Annotated in this window: 17 protein-coding genes and 1 pseudogene; 13 read left to right on the top strand and 5 right to left on the bottom strand. The window is 71.4% G+C overall.

Annotated elements, in window-relative coordinates; genetic code table 11:
- The 3 genes and pseudogenes from ACFPIJ_RS51930 to ACFPIJ_RS51920 all read right to left on the bottom strand — a co-directional run.
- Positions 1 to 245: pseudogene (locus ACFPIJ_RS51930) on the bottom strand (hypothetical protein); the annotation flags it as partial.
- On the bottom strand, positions 203 to 442 hold the full coding sequence (locus ACFPIJ_RS51925; protein WP_380126937.1) for a hypothetical protein: 240 nt from the start codon (positions 440 to 442) through the stop codon (positions 203 to 205). The pseudogene ACFPIJ_RS51930 and the gene ACFPIJ_RS51925, both read right to left, overlap by 43 nt.
- Positions 443 to 693: 251 nt before the next feature.
- A complete protein-coding gene (locus tag ACFPIJ_RS51920) occupies positions 694 to 1599 on the bottom strand; it encodes a LysR family transcriptional regulator (RefSeq protein WP_380126936.1) in 906 nt (301 codons plus the stop codon).
- Positions 1600 to 1670: 71 nt separating this feature from the next.
- Between ACFPIJ_RS51920 and ACFPIJ_RS51915 the strand changes: the two genes are divergently transcribed.
- Positions 1671 to 2498, top strand: coding sequence for an SDR family NAD(P)-dependent oxidoreductase (locus tag ACFPIJ_RS51915; protein ID WP_380126934.1), 828 nt, complete (start codon positions 1671 to 1673; stop codon positions 2496 to 2498).
- Positions 2499 to 2520: 22 nt separating this feature from the next.
- On the opposite strand, the gene ACFPIJ_RS51910 is transcribed toward ACFPIJ_RS51915, so the two are convergent.
- Complete coding sequence (locus ACFPIJ_RS51910) at positions 2521 to 3021, bottom strand: hypothetical protein (protein ID WP_380126933.1); 501 nt, start codon at positions 3019 to 3021, stop codon at positions 2521 to 2523.
- 251 nt (positions 3022 to 3272) lie between these two features.
- On the opposite strand from ACFPIJ_RS51910, the gene kdpF reads away from it, so the two are divergent.
- The 10 genes from kdpF to ACFPIJ_RS51860 all read left to right on the top strand — a co-directional run bounded on the left by kdpF (position 3273) and on the right by ACFPIJ_RS51860 (position 14229).
- Positions 3273 to 3362 carry a K(+)-transporting ATPase subunit F gene (gene kdpF / locus ACFPIJ_RS51905; RefSeq protein WP_327001080.1) on the top strand — a complete coding sequence of 30 codons (90 nt, stop codon included), beginning with the start codon at positions 3273 to 3275 and terminating at the stop codon, positions 3360 to 3362.
- Entirely contained in the window at positions 3362 to 5023 is a 1662-nt protein-coding gene (gene kdpA / locus ACFPIJ_RS51900) for a potassium-transporting ATPase subunit KdpA (protein WP_380126932.1), read from the top strand. Before kdpF ends, kdpA begins: the two co-directional genes overlap by 1 nt.
- Before the next feature lie 29 nt (positions 5024 to 5052).
- Positions 5053 to 7167 carry a potassium-transporting ATPase subunit KdpB gene (gene kdpB / locus ACFPIJ_RS51895; RefSeq protein ID WP_380126931.1) on the top strand — a complete coding sequence of 705 codons (2115 nt, stop codon included), beginning with the start codon at positions 5053 to 5055 and terminating at the stop codon, positions 7165 to 7167.
- Entirely contained in the window at positions 7167 to 8054 is an 888-nt protein-coding gene (locus ACFPIJ_RS51890) for a potassium-transporting ATPase subunit C (RefSeq protein ID WP_380126930.1), read from the top strand. The genes kdpB and ACFPIJ_RS51890 overlap by 1 nt, the downstream gene beginning before the upstream one ends.
- Positions 8055 to 8116: 62 nt before the next feature.
- Positions 8117 to 10756: a sensor histidine kinase gene (locus tag ACFPIJ_RS51885; RefSeq protein ID WP_380126929.1), complete on the top strand. Its 2640-nt coding sequence runs from the start codon at positions 8117 to 8119 to the stop codon at positions 10754 to 10756.
- Positions 10753 to 11430 (top strand): response regulator, encoded by a 678-nt coding sequence (locus ACFPIJ_RS51880; protein WP_380126928.1) that lies wholly within the window; start codon positions 10753 to 10755, stop codon positions 11428 to 11430. Before ACFPIJ_RS51885 ends, ACFPIJ_RS51880 begins: the two co-directional genes overlap by 4 nt.
- Before the next feature lie 87 nt (positions 11431 to 11517).
- The gene (locus ACFPIJ_RS51875; protein ID WP_380126926.1) at positions 11518 to 11877 is read left to right on the top strand and encodes an Lrp/AsnC ligand binding domain-containing protein; all 360 of its coding nucleotides are present in this window, start codon (positions 11518 to 11520) and stop codon (positions 11875 to 11877) included.
- Complete coding sequence (locus tag ACFPIJ_RS51870; protein WP_380126925.1) at positions 11874 to 13205, top strand: diaminopimelate decarboxylase family protein; 1332 nt, start codon at positions 11874 to 11876, stop codon at positions 13203 to 13205. Before ACFPIJ_RS51875 ends, ACFPIJ_RS51870 begins: the two co-directional genes overlap by 4 nt.
- A gap of 1 nt (position 13206) precedes the next feature.
- A complete protein-coding gene (locus ACFPIJ_RS51865; protein ID WP_380126924.1) occupies positions 13207 to 13674 on the top strand; it encodes an FHA domain-containing protein in 468 nt (155 codons plus the stop codon).
- A gap of 3 nt (positions 13675 to 13677) precedes the next feature.
- On the top strand, positions 13678 to 14229 hold the full coding sequence (locus ACFPIJ_RS51860; RefSeq protein WP_380126923.1) for a hypothetical protein: 552 nt from the start codon (positions 13678 to 13680) through the stop codon (positions 14227 to 14229).
- A 4-nt stretch (positions 14230 to 14233) separates the two neighbouring features.
- On the opposite strand, the gene ACFPIJ_RS51855 is transcribed toward ACFPIJ_RS51860, so the two are convergent.
- Positions 14234 to 15613 (bottom strand): sensor histidine kinase, encoded by a 1380-nt coding sequence (locus tag ACFPIJ_RS51855; protein WP_380126922.1) that lies wholly within the window; start codon positions 15611 to 15613, stop codon positions 14234 to 14236.
- A gap of 307 nt (positions 15614 to 15920) precedes the next feature.
- On the opposite strand from ACFPIJ_RS51855, the gene ACFPIJ_RS51850 reads away from it, so the two are divergent.
- Together ACFPIJ_RS51850 and ACFPIJ_RS51845 are read left to right on the top strand one after the other, a co-directional pair.
- Positions 15921 to 16175, top strand: coding sequence for a DUF3040 domain-containing protein (locus ACFPIJ_RS51850; protein ID WP_380126920.1), 255 nt, complete (start codon positions 15921 to 15923; stop codon positions 16173 to 16175).
- 141 nt (positions 16176 to 16316) lie between these two features.
- Positions 16317 to 18278, top strand: a complete 1962-nt coding sequence (locus tag ACFPIJ_RS51845) for a potassium transporter Kup (RefSeq protein ID WP_380126919.1) — start codon at positions 16317 to 16319, stop codon at positions 18276 to 18278.
- Positions 18279 to 18284: the final 6 nt, after the last annotated feature.

Here is an 18284-nt window from a genome sequence, read left to right as displayed (position 1 = left end):
GTGTAACAGTCCTCCTCGACCTCAGCCTCCTGCATCGCCAGGGTCAGCCGGGTGGCCTTGGAAAACACCGGCACGACGAACGTGCCGTGCCCAGTGACGATCTTGAACGGTAGTGCGTCTGCCCCCCGCTGCTTCCTGCCGCTGATCAGCAGGGCCTCGTTCGGGGCGGGAACACGATAACCGAACATCGGGTTGGCCTCTCTCAGCCAGTGGTGATGGTGTGGTCCCCGGGCATCGGCGACCACGGTTCGACGTCCACCTGACGCGTACCGCGGAAATGAATGACGAGCACCTGAGTGCCGGGCGGCAGCGGCTCGGCGGCATAGGCGAGGTAGTGATGCGGGGTGCCCTGGACCACGACCCGGACCTCGCCGGGCCGATCACCCCCGCGCACCGCGGTGACCACCACGCCGACCCTGCCGACCAGCGACTGACCGCGCACCGGCTACTCCAAACCCCGTCGCCCGATCCGCGCACTGCCGCGCGTCGTGACGTGTGCGATCCAGATTGTGCACCCGCCGAACCAACCCCGCGCGCCCCCCGCAACAAGCGGACACGTGTCGGTCGTCACGCTCCGGTAGACGGCCGGTCCCGGGCTGCGACGACGTGCAGGGTGGTGTTGAACCGGGCGCGGAAACTCGTTGAGCACCGCGTCATCGACCACCGCGAGCCATCAGGGTGCCGGCCGTCCGATCACGCGACGGCGGCGGCGCGTAGAGCGGCGGCGAGGTGCACGGCCGGATCCGACAGGGGGTGCGGCAGGTGCGCGAGCAGCAGCCGGCGCTGCTCCTGCGGGCCGTCGCGGACGGTCAGGACCCGCACCCCGGCGGGAACGGCCGAGACCAGGGATGCCGGCACCGTCGTCACGCCGCAGCCGGCGGCGACGAGGTGGAGCTTGGCGAGCCAGTCGCGGGCGGTGTGGGCGATCTCGGCGCGTTCGTCGAGGCCGGGCCACACGCCCAGGAGGCGTTCGTCGGCCTGGGAACGGCTCGCGATCCACGGCAGGCCGTGCAGGTCGGCGACGTCGACGGCGGTCGCGCGGGCCAGGGGGTGCCCGGCGGGCACGGCGACGCGCAGGCCGCGCTCGGCGAGGGTGGTCAGCACCAGCGCCGGCGAGCCGTCCGGCGGGCGGAACGGTGGGGCCGCGGCGAGCAGCGCCAGGTCGAGGGTCCCCGCGCGCAGGGCCCGCACCAGCGACGGCGTGCTGCCCTCCCGGCTCACCACGGTCACCGCGGGATGGCTGCGGCGCAGCGCCGCGAGGGCCTGCGGCACGAGGACGGCACCCGCGGAGGTGAACCAGCCGAGCCGGACCGTGCCGGCCCCGTCCGGCAGGCCGGCGAGTTCGCGGGCGGTGGCGTCGAGCTGATCCAGAACGGTCACCGCCCGGCGCAGCACGAGCTGTCCGGCGGGGGTCAGGTGCACCCCGTCGTGCCGGCGTTCGAGCAGCCGGGCGCCGGCGGCCCGTTCCACCGACGCGACCTGCCGGGACACCGCGGACTGGGTGTAGCCGAGCGCGCCGGCCGCGGCGGTGAGGGTCCCGCGCTCCGCGACGGCCCGGAACACGCGCAGCCCGACGATGGACACGTCCGCGAAGCTCATGACATCTACTCATACCAGGGTTGCGTAATGTTCGTTGGCCGCATGGCCGTGACGTTCCTAGCGTTGCCCGCATGACAACGGACAGCACGCCCAGGGTCGCCCTGGTCACCGGCGCCACCCAGGGCCTCGGCCGCGCCCTCGTGCAGGGCCTCGCACAGCGCTTCACCGCACGGGACACCGTCTACCTGACCGGCCGGGACGCCGACAGGGTCGCGGCGTCGGCGAAGGAACTCGGCGTCAGCGGGGAGGTGCTCGACGTCGCGGATCCCGGCGCGGCGCAGCGGGTCGCCGAGCAGATCCGGCAGCAGCACGGCGGCATCGACATCGTGTTCAACAACGCCGTCATGAAGACCGGGCCGGCCGACCCGCCCGCCGCGGTGATCGAGCAGTACGTCGCGGTCAACAACCTCGGCACGACCGGGGTGCTGCGCGCGTTCCTGCCGCTCCTGCGCGACGGTGGCCGGATGATCGTCGTGGCGAGCACGTTCGGCAGCCTGCGGTATCTGGCCCCGGCGCTGCACGACCGCTTCGACGACCTGGCCGACCTGGACGAGGTCGACGCGCAGGCGCTGCGGTGGCGCGACGCGGTCCGCGACGGAACCGCCGTGACAGCGGCGTGGCCGGAGTTCCTGAACATCCCGTCGAAGATCGCCCAGGTGGCTGCCGTCCGTACCGTGGCGGCCGGACGACGATCGGCAGACCTGGAGCGTGGCATCCTGCTCGCCGCGGTCTGCCCCGGAATGATCAACACGCCGACGTCGGGGGCGTGGTGGGACGTCAGCGGCGCCCCGAGCCCGGAGCAGGCCGCGGTGGCCCTGCTCGACCTGGCGCTCGGCCCCGTCAACCCGGCGCACTACGGCGAGCTGGTCCGCCACGGCGAGGTGCTGCCCTGGCGGTGAACGCGCGGTTTGGCTCGCGCGGTCAACCGAGGCGGTCGGCCTCCTTCTGGATCGCGCGGCCGGCCTCGGCCATCGCGGCTCGCTCCTGCTCCTCGTCGAGTTCTCCCGACTCGCGGCGCAGTTTCAGCCGGACCACGGTCTCCAGCAGCGCGGCGGCGCGCCGGGCGGCGGCCACGGCCGTCGGGTCGCCGGGGACCGGGTCGCCGATGATCGCCGCCGCGAGGGCGACGACGTAGTCGGCGTCGCCGCCGGTGACGAGGACCGCTGTGCCGTCGCGTAGCCCGGTGCGGGCCGCCGCCAGACCCGCGGCGTACAGGTCGTCGCTGACGCGGCCGTCGGCGTGGCCGAGCTTCAGCCGCATGAGCCGCTCCAGCCAGGCACTGGTCAGCCGCTCCGCCTCGGCCGCGTCCGCGTGTGGAACAGCGAGCTGCCCTCGGCCCAGGCGAAATGGCAGTGGGGCCGGACGCCGGTGGTGCCGTCCCTCCTCCAGTTCGACGAATCGGCGCAACGCCGTCGCGATCACCGCCGACAGGGTTCCGTCCGGGTGGGTCGGTGTTAAGAAAGCGTCAAGGTGCGGGTGAGGCACGTATGGATTTCATCAACGCACCTGGGCAGGGCAGGCACGTGGGGCTTCACTTCGGATGCGGCCGGATGCCGCGCTGTTGACAAAGTTCCTACAAGGAGGAGATCCCTCGTGGCTGACCTGTGGTTCGTGCTGCTGACGATCGCGGCGTTCGCGATCCTCGGCCTTGCGGTGCGGGCGGTGGAGCGGCTGTGAACGCCGAGAACCTCGTCGGCCTCATCCTCGCGGTCGCCCTCACGGCATTCCTGGTGACGGCCCTACTCTTCCCGGAGAAGTTCTGATGAGCTCCACCACGGCGGGCGTCATCTTCATCGCCTCGCTGCTCATCGCCCTGGTGCTGGTGTACAAGCCCTTCGGCGACTACATGCACCGGACGTTGACCTCCGACCGGCACTCCCGCGCCGAGCGCCTCGTATACCGGGTCGTCGGGGTGAATCCCGGCGGCGAGCAGTCCTGGGGCGTCTACGCCCGCAGCGTCCTGGCGTTCTCCGCCATCTCGATCCTCGCGCTGTACCTGTTCCAGCGGGTCCAGAACCACCTGTATCTGGCGCTCGGCTTCCCTCCGGTCAAGCCGGACCAGGCGTGGAACACGGCGGTCAGCTTCGTGACGAACACCAACTGGCAGTCCTACTCGGGTGAGTCGACCATGGGTCACCTGGTGCAGATGGCCGGTCTGGCGGTGCAGAACTTCACCTCCGCCGCGGTCGGCATCGCGGTGGCGGTGGCCCTGGTGCGCGGGTTCGCCCGGTCGAAGACCAACGAGGTCGGCAACTTCTGGGTCGACCTGGTCCGCATCTGCACCAGGATCCTGCTGCCGGTCGCGGTGATCGGCGCGACCCTGTTCATCGCCGGTGGCATGGTGCAGAACCTCAGCGCCGGCACCGACGTCACCACCCTCGCCGGTGCCACTCAGAGCATCACCGGCGGCCCGGTGGCCAGCCAGGAGGTCATCAAGGAACTCGGCACCAACGGCGGCGGGTTCTACAACGCCAACAGCGCCCACCCGTTCGAGAACCCGACCGGCTGGACCAACTGGCTGCAGCTGTTCCTGATCCTGTTCATCCCGTTCAGCCTCCCGCGGGTCTTCGGCCGGATGGTCGGCGACAAGCGGCAGGGTCTCGCCATCGCGGGCATCATGGCGATCCTCGCGATCGGCAGCGTCATCGCGATCAACGCCCTGCAGCTCGCGCACGGCGGGACGGTCCCCACCGCCGTCGGCGCGGCCACGGAGGGCACCGAGACCCGCTTCGGCGTCTCCCAGTCCGCGACCTTCGGCGCGATCACCACGCTCACCTCGACGGGTGCGGTCAACTCGTTCCACGACTCGTACACGTCGCTCGGCGGCATGATCACCATGCTGAACATGATGCTCGGCGAGGTGGCACCCGGTGGTGTCGGTTCCGGGCTCTACGGCATGCTCATCCTCGCCGTCATCACCGTGTTCGTCGCCGGGCTGATGGTCGGGCGGACACCTGAGTACCTGGGCAAGAAGATCGGCGCCAGGGAGATCAAGTTCGCGTCGCTGTACCTGCTGACGACGCCCGCGCTCGTCCTGGTCGGCACCGCGATCGCGATGGGCTCGGCGACCGCGCGGGCGTCGATGGCCAATCCGGGCGCGCATGGCCTGTCCGAGGTGTTGTACGCGTTCACGTCGGCGTCGAACAACAACGGCTCCGCGTTCGCCGGCATCTCGGTCAACACGACGTTCTACAACACCGCGCTCGGGCTGTGCATGCTGATCGGCCGGTTCCTGCCGATCATCCTGGTCCTCGGTCTCGCGGGCTCCCTCGCCCGCCAGACGCCCGTGCCGCAGTCGGCCGGGACGCTGCGGACGTACCAACCCCTGTTCATCGGCATGGTCGTCGCGGTCACGGTCGTCGTGGTCCTCCTCACCTACCTGCCGGCCCTGGCGCTCGGACCGCTCGCGGAGGGCGTCCGATGAGCACACTGACCACCTCTCAAGGGAAAGACATGACCGCCCCCTCCCCCCGCCGGGTCGCCGGCGGCCTGCTCGACCCCAAGCAGCTGTGGAAGTCCACCCCGGACGCGCTGCGCAAGCTCAACCCGGCCACGCTGTGGCGCAACCCGGTCATGTTCATCGTGGAGATCGGCTCGATCTTCACCACCGTCCTCGCGGTCCTGCACCCGAGCGTGTTCGCCTGGCTGATCACCGCCTGGCTGTGGCTGACCGTGGTGTTCGCCAACCTCGCCGAGGCCGTCGCCGAGGGGCGCGGCAAGGCCCAGGCGGAGACGCTGCGCCGGGCCAAGACCGACACCCTGGCCCGGCGGCTGACCGGTTGGAAGCCCGGTCAGGTCGACCTCCGCGAGGAGTCGGTGGCCGCGGCGGCCCTGCAGCTCGGCGACATCGTGGTGGTCGAGGCGGGCCAGGTCATCCCCGGCGACGGTGACGTCGTCGAGGGCATCGCCTCCGTCGACGAGTCCGCGATCACCGGTGAGTCCGCGCCGGTCATCCGCGAGTCCGGCGGCGACCGCAGCGCCGTCACCGGCGGCACGAAGGTGCTGTCCGACCGGATCGTCGTGAAGATCACGCAGAAGCCGGGCGAGAGCTTCATCGACCGGATGATCGCGCTCGTGGAAGGCGCCAACCGGCAGAAGACGCCGAACGAGATCGCCCTCAACATCCTGCTCGCGTCGCTGACGATCATCTTCCTGCTCGCCGTCGCGACGCTGCAGCCCCTGGCGATCTACTCCAAGGGGGTGCAGGCGTTCGCACCGGACAGCCTCGCGCTGGACGGCAACGGCGTCACCGGCATCGTGCTCGTGTCGCTGCTGGTGTGCCTCATCCCGACCACGATCGGGGCGCTGCTGTCCGCGATCGGCATCGCCGGCATGGACCGCCTCGTGCAACGCAACGTCCTGGCCATGTCCGGCCGGGCCGTCGAGGCCGCCGGCGACGTCAACACGCTGCTGCTGGACAAGACCGGCACGATCACCCTCGGCAACCGGCAGGCCGGCGAGTTCCTCACCGTCACCGGCGTGAGCCCCGAGGACCTGGCCGACGCCGCGCAGCTGTCCAGCCTCGCCGACGAGACCCCCGAGGGCCGCAGCGTCGTGGTGTACGCGAAGACGGCACACGGCCTGCGGGAGCGCACGCCCGGCGAACTCGGCGGCGCCACCTGGGTGCCGTTCACGGCGCAGACCCGGATGTCCGGCGTGGATGTCGGCGACCGGCAGGTCCGCAAGGGTGCTGCGACCGCGGTCATGAAATGGGTCCGTGACAACGGCGGGCACCCGACCACCGACGTCGGCGAGATCGTCGACGCCATCTCCGGGGCGGGCGGCACGCCGCTCGTCGTCGCCGAACGCGTCGGCGCCGGACCGGCCCGCGCCCTCGGCGTCATCCACCTGAAGGACGTCGTCAAGCAGGGCATGCGGGAACGCTTCGACGAGATGCGCCGGATGGGCATCCGCACCGTCATGATCACGGGCGACAACCCGCTGACGGCGGCGGCCATCGCCAAGGAGGCCGGCGTCGACGACTTCCTCGCCGAGGCCACCCCGGAAGACAAGATGGCCCTCATCAAGCGCGAGCAGGAGGGCGGCAAGCTCGTCGCGATGACCGGCGACGGCACCAACGACGCCCCGGCGCTCGCCCAGGCCGACGTCGGCGTGGCCATGAACACCGGCACCAGCGCCGCCAAAGAGGCCGGCAACATGGTCGACCTCGACTCCGACCCGACGAAACTCATCGAGATCGTCGAGATCGGCAAGCAACTGCTCATCACCCGCGGCGCCCTCACCACGTTCTCGATCGCCAACGACATCGCCAAGTACTTCGCGATCATCCCGGCCATGTTCGCCGCGATCTACCCCGGCCTCGACAAGCTCAACATCATGCGGCTGGACTCACCGACCTCGGCGATCCTGTCCGCGGTCATCTTCAACGCCATCGTCATCGTCGCCCTCATCCCCCTCGCCCTGCGCGGGGTGCAGTACCGGCCCGGCTCCGCCGCGTCGATGCTGCGCCGCAACCTGCTCGTCTACGGCGTCGGCGGCGTCATCGTGCCGTTCATCGGCATCAAAGCCATCGACCTCATCATCCAGTTCATCCCGGGGATCTCCTGATGCGCCTGCCAGCCTGGCTCAGCCAGCACATCGCCGCGTTCCGCGCCCTGTTCGTCCTCACCGTCCTGCTCGGGATCGTGTACCCGCTGCTCATGGTCGGGATCGGTCAGATACCGGGCCTGTCCGGCCGGGCCGACGGCTCCTTCATCGACAAGGACGGCAAGACCGTCGGCAGCCGCCTCATCGGGCAGTCCTTCACCGACGCCGACGGCAACCCGCTCAAGCAGTACTTCCAGTCCCGCCCCTCCGCCGCCGGCGACGGGTACAACCCCAAGTCCACGTCGGCCAGCAACCTGGGTCCGGAGAACGTCGTCGACACCCTCGCCGACCCGGCGGACCAGGAGGACGAGGGCAAGCAGAGCCTGCTCACCCAGGTCTGCTCCCGCAGCAAGGCCATCGGCGAGCTCGAGGGCGTCGACGGCAGCCGGCCCTACTGCACGCCCGACGGCGTCGGCGCGGTCCTCGCCGTGTTCCACCGCGACGGCTCGACGGGCCCGGTCACCCGCGTGGTGAGCCTCAACGAGACCGGCGACACCCAGCCGTTCCTCGCCACCTACGAGGGCGTCAAGGTCGAGCTCGCCGTGTTCGGCGAGGACTACAGTAAGGGCGTCGTCACGCCGATCCGGGGCGACGCTCCGGACCGGTCGGCGGTCCCGGCCGACGCGGTCACCGCCAGCGGCAGCGGCCTTGACCCGCACATCAGCGTCGCGTACGCGCGGCTGCAGGTGAACCGGGTAGCGGGCGCCCGCGGCATGTCGCCGGCGGACGCACAGAAGCTCGTCGACAAGTACACCACCGGGCGGGTGCTCGGGTTCGTCGGCGAACCCGGCGTCAACGTCCTGCAGCTGAACCTGGCCCTCGACGCCGCGCATCCGGTCCGCGGCTGAACCGTGCCGGCCCGCCGCCCATCCAGCGGCGGGCCGGCCTTTGCAGAAAGTACGGTGCGACCATGGCGCGCGGACAACTGCGGGTGTACCTCGGCGCCGCGCCCGGCGTCGGCAAGACCTACAAGATGCTCGAAGAAGGCCGCCGCCGTCAGCAGCGCGGCACCGACGTCGTCGTGGGGTTCGTCGAGACGCACGGCCGGCCGTTCACCGAGGCGATGCTCTCCGGGCTGGAGATCGTCGCACGGAAGCCGATGACCTACCGGGGCGCGGAGTTCACCGAGATGGACCTCGACGCGGTCCTGGCCCGCCGTCCCGAGGTCGTCGTCGTCGACGAGCTCGCCCACACCAACGTCCCCGGCAGCCGCCACCCCAAACGGTTCCACGACATCGAGGAGCTCCTCGACGCCGGCATCACCGTGCTCACCACCGTCAACATCCAGCACCTCGAGTCGCTCAACGACGTCGTGGAACAGATCACCGGCGTGCCGCAGCGCGAGACCGTCCCCGACGCCGTCGTCCGCCGCGCCGAGCAGATCGAGCTCGTCGACATGACCCCCGAGGCGCTGCGCCGGCGGATGGCGCACGGCAACATCTACCGGGCCGAGAAGGTCAACGCCGCTCTCGGCAACTACTTCCGCGTCGGCAACCTCACCGCCCTGCGCGAACTGGCATTGTTGTGGCTCGCCGACAAGGTCGACGACCAGCTCGACCGCTATCGGGCCCAGCACGGCATCGAGGCCACCTGGGAGACCCGCGAACGGGTCGTCGTCGCCCTCACCGGCGGCCCCGAAGGCGACACCCTCGTCCGGCGGGCCGCCCGGGTCGCCGCCCGGACCAAGGCCGCCGACCTCCTCGCGGTCCACGTCATCCGCGCCGACGGCCTCGCCGGCGCCGACCCCGCGAACCTCTCCCGACAACGCGTCCTGGTCGAGACCCTCGGCGGCACCTACCACCAGGTCGTCGGCAACGACGTCCCGAGCGCGCTGCTCGACTTCGCCCGCGGCGTCAACGCCACCCAGCTCGTCCTCGGTGCCAGCCGCCGCAACCGGCTGGCGCAGATCCTGTCCCCCGGCGTCGGCGTGACCGCCACCGCCGAGTCCGGCTCCATCGACGTCCACCTGGTCACCCACGAGCAGGCCAGACGCGGCCGGCTCCGCATCGCGACCGGCGGCGGGCTCACCCTGGGCCGGCGGCTGGCGGGGGTCGCGCTCGCCGTGCTCGGGCTGCCGCTGCTGACGGTCGGGCTCAACGCGGTGCAGGCGGACATCTCACTGCCCAGCGACATCCTCGCCTTCCTGATGCTGACCGTCGCCGTCGCCCTCGTCGGCGGGCTGTGGCCGGCGCTGCTCGCCGCCGTCGGCAGCTTCCTGCTGCTCAACTACTACTTCACCCCGCCGCTGCACCGCTTCACCGTCGCCGAACGGGAGAACCTGTTCGCGCTCCTGGCGTTCGTCCTGGTCGCCGTCGCCGTGTCCACGGTCGTCGACCTCGCCGCCAGACGGACCAGAGAGGCCGCCACGGCCCGGGCCGAGGCACAGACCCTGTCCACGCTCGCCGGCAGCGTCCTGCATGGCGACCAGCCGCTGACCGCACTGCTCGAACGCGTCCGCGAGTCGTTCGGCCTGACCAGCGTCACCCTGCTGCAACGCCGCACCGACGACGCCGAACCTCGCTCAGATGCGGACACCTGGCAGATCGCCGCGAGCGTCGGCGGCCAGCCGTGCACCTCACCCGCCGACGGACAGACCGAGGTCCCGATCGACGACGACCTGTCCCTCGTCCTGCGCGGCCCGACCCTCGCCGCCGCCGACCGCCGCCTCATCGAGGCGTTCGCCGCCCACGCCGCCATCGCGCTGCGCCAGCAACGGCTGTCGGAACAGGCCGCCGCGGCCGGCAACCTCGCCGAGGTCGACAAGCTGCGCACCGCGCTGCTGTCCGCCGTCAGCCACGACCTGCGCACCCCCCTGGCGTCCGCGAAGGCCGCCGTGGGGAGCCTCCGCAGCCCCGACGTCGACTTCTCCGCCGACGACCAGTCCGAGCTGCTGGCCACCGCCGAGGAATCCCTGGACAAGCTCAACCGGCTGGTCGAGAACCTCCTCGACATGAGCCGCCTGCAGGCCGGGGCGCTCGGCATGCACCCACAGCCGATCAGCGTGGGTGAGGCGCTGCCCCGAAGCATCGACGACCTCGGCGACACCGCCGCCGGCGTGCGCGTCAGCATCCCGGACGAGCTGCCTGAGGTGTACGCCGACCCGACCCTGCTGGAACGCATCCTCGTCAACGTCCTCGCCAACGCCCTGCGGTACAGCCCCGCCGAGCAGCCGCCGCTGATCAGCGTCAGCGAGCATGCCGGCCTCGTCGAGGTCCGCGTCATCGACCACGGCCCCGGTGTGCCCGCCGCCGACCGGGACCGGATCTTCCAGCCGTTCCAGCGCCTCGGCGACCGCGACAACACCACCGGCGTCGGCCTCGGTCTCGCCCTGTCCCGCGGCCTCGCCGAAGCCATGGGCGGGCGGCTCGAACCGGAGAACACCCCCGGCGGCGGCCTCACCATGACCCTCACCCTGCGCACCGTGGAACTCGACGAACACCGGCGCCCGCCGTCCCCCGACGAGAACGCCGATCCGGTGCTGCTCAAACGGCTCGACGAGTTCCACCATGACCACAGCACGGACCACAGCACGGCGGAAGGCACCATATGACCCGCGTCCTCATCGTCGATGACGAACCGCAGATCCTGCGCGCCCTGCGGATCAACCTGCAGGCCCGCCACTACGACGTCGTCTCCGCCGCCGACGGCACGCAGGCCATCGCCGCCGTCGAGACCGAACATCCCGACGTCGTCGTGCTCGACCTCGGCCTGCCCGACATCGACGGCGTCCAGGTCATCCGGGCGCTGCGCGCCTGGACACCCGTTCCCGTCATCGTGCTGTCCGGGCGCCGCAGCAGCACCGACAAGATTGACGCCCTGGACGCCGGCGCCGACGACTACGTCACCAAACCGTTCAACATCGACGAGCTCCTCGCCCGGCTCCGCGCGATCACCCGCCGCCACGGCACCGCCGGCGAACCGGCCCAGGTCCGCATCGGCCGGTACACCATCGATCTGACCACCCGCGACGCCCGCGATGACGACACCGGGCGCCAGCATCTGACCCGCACCGAATGGCGGCTGCTGGAACTGCTCGTGCACAACCCCGGCCGGCTGATCGGCCACCGCGAGCTCCTCCAGCACGTCTGGGGCCCCACCTACGTCAACGAGGTGCACTACCTGCGCCAGTTCGTCGCCCAGCTGCGGCGCAAGCTCGAGGACGACCCGGCCAGGCCGCGGCATCTGCTCACCGAACCCGGTATGGGCTACCGCTTCCAGCCGTGACCGTCCGCATATGGGAACCGTCAAGGTGCGTAGGGATTGCGTATGGAGGTCTTGGCCCACCCGGCCCGCGGTGCCAGCGTGGATGGCATGACCAGGAACGACCCGTTGCAAGCGTTGGTGTTCGTCCGGCTCGGTGACCCGAGTCCGGTCCCGTTCGAGCGGTTCCTCAGCGGCACCGACGGTGTCGTCGCCGCCTGGCACGTCATCGGCGACATCGACCTCGCGGTCCAGGTGCACTGCCCCGACCTGATCGCGCTGGACCGGTTGCTCACCGCCATGCGGACCGACGGCGGCGCGGTCAGCACCACCACCCACCTCGTCGTCCGCCAGGCGGACCTGACCCCCGCACCGGACCTGCCCTGCCCGCCGCTGCCGTGGCACCCGGCGGGGACGGCCGTCACCTTCCGGGCACCCCACGCCCGCTCGCTGCGGAGGGCCGCCCGATGACCCTCGCCGACATCATCCCGTCGCTGCGCTCATCGCTGCCGCCGTCGCTCAACTGCGACGTCTGGCCGGCGGACGCACGCTGGGCTGCCCACGGCGACCTGGTCGTCGGCGGCGTCAGCCTGACCGAACTCGCAGCCTCCCACGGCGCACCGACGTACGTCATCGACGAGGCCGACGTGCGACTGCGCTGCCGGCAGTACCTCGCCGCGTTCGGTGCCGGCCGGGTCAGCTACACGGCGAAGGCCCTCTTGAGCGTCGGCCTCGCCCGCTGGATCGGCGAGGAGGGGCTGGGCCTGTACGTCGGGTCCGCCGGCGAGCTGCGGGTCGCGCAGGCGGCCGGCTTCCCCATGGACCGCGTGACGCTCTACGGCAGCGCGAAGACACCGGAGGACCTCGACGCCGCGTACGCCGCCGGGGTCGGCACGATCGTCGTGGAGTCCCTGTCCGAGGTCACCCGGCTGGCCGCGACCGCCCCGCAAGGGCAGCGGGTGCTGCTGCGCGTGCTCGCCGGACCCGAGCCGGCCGGCACGTCCGACCACCGGTTCGGACCCCGGATCGGCACCGGCGAGGCCGAGACGGCGGTCGCCCGCATCGCCGGCCAGCCGGGTCTTCGGCTCGTCGGGTTCGACTGCTCCGTCGGCCACCAGGTCAGCCGGTTCAGCGTGTACGAGCGGGAGGTGCGCCGCATCGTCGAGTTCTGCGCCGCCGTGCACGCCCGCCACGGCGTCGACGTGTCGCAGCTCAACCTCGGCGGCGGTCACGCGGTCGCCTACTCCGGCGCAGATCTCGGTTTCGCCCTCGACGCGTTCGCCGGTCGCATCCGCGCGGTGCTGCACCTGGAGCTCGACCGGCACGGACTCCCGGAACTCGCGCTGACCGTGTCACCGGGACGGGCGGTCGTGTCCCGGGCCGGGCTCACCCTGTACCGCATCATGTCCGTCATCCGGGGGCAGGACGGCCGCCGCGTCGTCGCCGTCGACGGCGGCATGACCGACTGCCCCACGGCGGCCCTGTGCGGCGGCGCGCACACCGCCGCGCTCATCGGCCGCGCCAGCCGCGCCGACCTGGAACCGGCCACCGTCGTCGGGCGGCACAACGACGTCGACGACGTGGTCGTGCCCACCCTGCAACTGCCCGCCGACGTGCACCCCGGCGACCTCCTCGCCGTCGCCGGCACCGGCGCCTACCACCACTCCCGCGCCTCCAACTACCATCTCGTCGGCCGCCCGGCCCTGCTCAGCGTCGCCGGCGGGCAGACCCACACGCTGGTGCGCCGCGAGTCGCTCACCGACCTGCTGTCCCGCGACGCCGACCACAGCGGACACTGACATGCCGACACCTCGGACCGCCGACGGCCCCGGACCCGCCGGGGCGCCGCTCGCGGGCTGGACCGTCACCGCCGAACCCGACCACGAGTTCTACGCCGCGACCGGGGTCCGATCATCCCGGGCCCGGTTCCCCGTCGACGGGCGGCCCCGCCGTTTCCTCCTGACCCGCCGGCAGATCTGGATCGGCAGGCGGGGCAACACACTGCGACCCAGGCCGGAGGTCGACCTCGGCGGCTGGCCGCACGACCCGGGGGTTTCCCGGCTGCACGCGCTGCTCCTGGCCCGGCCGGGCGGCTGGACGCTGTTGGAGCCCGGTTCGCTCGGCGGCACCGCCGTCAACGGCGTGTACGAACCGATCCCCGTCGACGTGCCCATCCCGGTCGGACACGGCACCCGGATCCACGTCGGCCTGTGGACCACCATCACGCTGCGGCTGGAGGCCACCTGCCGGCCGCGCCCGGCGGGCTGAGCCGTGCAGATGGTGGTGGCCGGCGGCACGCTCGCCCTGCTGCTGGTCGTCTGGGTCGGTGCGCGGCTCTGCCGGATCTACGCCCCGCAACTGCCGGGTGTGCGCCTGGACGCGGCGGCGGCGTGCCTCGTCGACGAGGCGGCCGACGACGGCAGGCTGCGGCTCTTCGCCTGCGAACCCGACCCCGGCGGCGGGCCCCCGATCACGGTCCCGCCACCCGACCTCGGAGCCGCGCTGGTGCTCGAGGTCGCCGCGCCCTGCGACGCCAGGCACATCGCCACGTTGACCGTCACGGCGCGACGCCACGACGGGCGGACGGTGCTGCGCACGGAGTCCTGGGACGTCGCCGACGCCATCGCCGCCGTGCTGCTGCACCTGCGCGACCTGACCGGCCTGACGCCCTCCGTGCATTTCTGCTGGCCGGACCGGCACCCGCTGGCGCAGTGGTTGCAGTTCCTCCTGCTCGGCACCGGCCAGACCGTCCTGCTCACCAGGCACCTGCTCCAGGAGGCCGAACCGGATCCGAGCCGGCGGCCCACCGTCGTCGTCAGCTGAGCGATCAGGATTCTCCGCCGGCGGCCGGGACGGCGACGGTCATGGTGAGACCGCCGCCCGCGGTGTCGGACGGGGTCAGCGTGCCACCCATGGCCTCGGTGAAACCACGGGCGATCGCCAGTCCCAGCCCGAGGCCGCCGCCCCGGTCGTGCAGCCGCTGGAACGGTTCGAACATCCGCTCCCGACCGTGCGCCGGCAGGCCGGGGCCGTGGTCGACGACGCGCAGCCACAGCCACGCGCCGGCAACCTCGCCGCTGATCCGGACCCGGCCGTCGGGCGCGCTGGCCGTCACCGCGTTGACCAGCAGGTTCGCCAGCACCCGCTCCAGCAGCCCGGGGTCGGCGAGGCCGAGCGGCAGGTCGTCGGGCACGTCGAAGTCGACCCTGTCCCGGTCCGGCAGGTGCATCAGTGCCTCGGCGGCGACCGCGTCCAGCGCGACGGGCTGGACAACGGCGGAAAGGACCCCGGCCTGGAGTCGGCTGAGGGAGAGCAGGTTCTCCAGCACGGAGACGAGCCGGTCGGTGGACTCCTCGACGGTTGCCAGCAGCTCGGCCTGATCCTGTGGCGCCCAGTCGACGTCGGGCTGGCGCAGGCTCGACACCGCTGCCTTGATCCCCGCGAGAGGGGTACGCAGGTCGTGGCCGATGGCGTTGAGCAGCGCGGAGCGGAGCCGGTCGATCTCGGCCAGCTCGCGGGCGCGGGCTGCCTCGTCGGCGAGCCGCTGGTTCTCGGAGAGGCGGAACGCGGCAGCGGCGAGGCGGGTCAGGGTCCGGCGGTCCTCGGCCGAGACGGCCCGTCCCCACGCGGTGAGCCTGAACCCGGGCCCGGCAGGCACGTGCAGCACCGGCCCGCCGTCCGGCGGACCGCCGGCCAGCTCGACGGTCTCGTCGCCGCGGAGAAGGGCGACGGCCCGCATCCGGTACGCGAGCCGCACCTGCTCCAGCAACTGCGCCAGCGACCCTGCGGCAGCGGGTGCAGCGCTGATCTGGGCGAGCAGCCGCGCCTCCACCGCCCGCCGGGTCGCGGCGGCCCGCTGCCGGGCGGCAATGTCCACGGCGACCGCGACGGTCGCGGCGACCAGCACGTACACGACCAGCACGATCGCGTTGCCGGGGCTGTCGACGGTCAGCGTGCGGTACGGCGCGACGAAGAAGAAGTTGACCAGCAGATCGGCGCCGACCGCGCCGAGCAGCGCTGGCCACACCCCACCGGCAACCGCGGCGGCGACGACCGGCACGAGGTACAGCAGCGACACGCTGGCAAGCGACACGTCACCGCGCAACGGGACCAGCGTCGCTGTGACAACTGCCAGGCCCAGCACGGCGACCGCCACCCCGAGCCGGCTTCCACGCGGCGCGGGGGCACCGGTCTCGTCACCATCCACGCCCGCATTGTCTCCCGCGGCCGGCTTTGGGCAGCCGCCCTCGGCCACACGCGGCTTTGTGGCACACCGCCTCCACGCGGAGGCCGCCCTCCCCCATCGGACCCGGTAGCCCCGCAGCGCTCAAGACGGCTTGACGAAATCCATACGCCTTCCGTGCTGCGGCCGAATCGCCGACCGGCGAGGACGTACTGATTTCGTATCGGGACCTTGGCGGGCCGCAACGCGGGTGCGACGGTGTCCGTGATGTGCCGGTGGCGCTGCTCGCGATCCCGGCCTACGCCTCGACGTCGCCCGAAGGATTGGCGAAATGCTGCCTGGAGACGAACAGCACAAGCTCTCTGAGATCGAGCGGAACCTCTACGCGACCGATCCCGCGTTCGCCGAACGGTTCCGCGGATTTCAGTCCCATGATCACACTGCCGTTCCGACCGCCGGAGTGGTGCTCGGACTCGCGCTCTTCGTCATCGGCGCGGCCTCCGACTGGTGGGCGATGGCTCTGCTGGGTGTCGTCACGTTCGCACTGACCGTGGTGGCCGTGCGACACGCACGTCGGAAGCACTGAGCTCGACGGCCCTTGTAGCCGCTTGCCCGCCCGGACCGGTGTCTGGATCGGCGGCGCCGATCCGATGCGTCGTCCCCAGTCCGGCCCGGTATTGTGCTGATTGCGAGATGATCATTACCTTTGCGGCGTAGGGATGGCATCGTGACCAGCCAGCAGCACACTGAGGGTGAACCTGCCGCACTGCATGGTGACGGTGGCGGGATCGGTGGGCGCGAGGTGGTGCGCCTGGCGGTCATCGTCGGTGCGCTCGGGGTGGTGTTCGGCGACATCGGCACCAGCCCGATCTACACGCTGCAAACCGTGTTCAGCCCCGCCGACCCGCATCCGGTGCCGCTCACCACCGACAACGTGTTCGGTGTCGTGTCCCTGATCTTCTGGTCGGTGACGATCATCGTGACCGTCACGTACGTGCTGCTGGCGATGCGCGCCGACAACGACGGCGAAGGCGGCATCATGGCGTTGATCACGCTGCTGCGCCGGTGGAACGCACCGCGCGGTCGCCGCACGGCCGGCGCGCTGGCGGCGTTGGGCATCTTCGGCGCGGCGTTGTTCTTCGGCGACAGCATGATCACCCCGGCGATCTCCGTGCTGTCCGCGGTGGAGGGGCTCAAGGTCGTCCAGCCGTCCCTCGAGGACCTGATCGTGCCGATCACCGCGGCGATCATCGTGGTGCTCTTCATGGTGCAGCGGCGCGGCACCGCCGCCGTCGGACGGGTCTTCGGACCGGTGATGATCGCCTGGTTCCTGGCCATCGGCGCGTGCGGAGTCGCCGGCATCGCCCGGCACCCGGCCATCCTCAAGGCGTTGTCGCCGACCTACGCCCTTGAGTTCCTGGCCGGCAACTTCGGCATCGCGTTCTTCGCCCTCGCCGCGATCGTCCTCGCGGTCACCGGCGCCGAGGCCCTCTACGCCGACATGGGCCACTTCGGGCGACGCTCGATCACCCGCGCCTGGATGATCCTGGTCTTCCCCGCCTGCGTCCTCAGCTATCTCGGGCAGGGCGCGTTGGTCCTGGACGATCCCACGACCATCAGCAGCCCCTTCTTCCTGCTCGCACCGGAATGGGCCCGCTGGCCGATTGTGTTGCTGGCCACCGCCGCCACCGTCATCGCCTCCCAGGCCGTGATCACCGGCGCGTTCTCGGTCGCGGCGCAGGCGGCCCGGCTCGGCTACCTGCCGCGGCTGCGGATCGCGCACACCTCGGCGTCCACCATCGGGCAGATCTACGTCCCGTGGATCAACTGGCTGCTGATGATCTCCGTCCTCACCCTTGTCTTCGCGTTCCGCACCTCAGCGGCGCTGGCGTTCGCGTTCGGCATGGCGGTCATCTGCACGATCACCATCACCACCCTGCTGTTCTTCTACGTCGCGCGGCTCCGCTGGGGCACACCCACGTGGCTGCTCGCCACCGGCGCGTCCGTGCTGCTGCTCATCGACGGGTTGTTCGTCGCTGCCAACCTGACCAAACTCCTGCACGGCGCGTGGCTGCCCCTGCTCATCGGCCTGACCGCGTTCACCGTCATGACCACCTGGCAGCGGGGCCGGGCGATCGTCACCGCCGAACGCCAGCGGCACGAAGGATCCCTGACCGAGTTCGTCGCCGAACTCGCCGACGGGACGCTGCCGACCAGCACCGTGCACGGCACGGCCGTGTTCCTCAACCGTGGCGCGCAGACCGCTCCGCTGGCGCTTCGGGCCAACGTCGAACACAACCACATCCGCCACCAGCACGTCGTCATCATGTCCGTCGAGACCGAACCCGTGCCTCGTATCGCCGCCGCCGAACGGACCACCGTCGACCACCTCGGCTACGCCGACGACGGCGTCATCCACCTCACCGTCCGGTACGGCTACACCGAGACCCCCGACATCCCCGCCGCCCTCCAGTCCTTGGACCCGGACCAGACCGAAGGGCCGCTCGACCTCGATCAGGCCTCGTACTTCCTGTCCAAGATCGAGCTGCGCAGCGGCGAGGAACCCACGATGGCCCAGTGGCGCAAACGCCTGTTCATCGCCACCTCCCACATCACCGCCGACGCGGCCGAAGGCTTCGGACTCCCCCGCGACCGCACCGTCATCATGGGCTCCCACATCGACGTGTAACCCGCG

The organism is Dactylosporangium cerinum, from assembly GCF_042653625.1.
In the GTDB taxonomy this organism is placed as follows: Bacteria; Actinomycetota; Actinomycetes; order Mycobacteriales; family Micromonosporaceae; genus Dactylosporangium; species Dactylosporangium cerinum.
This window is presented reverse-complemented; position numbering and strand designations above follow the sequence as displayed.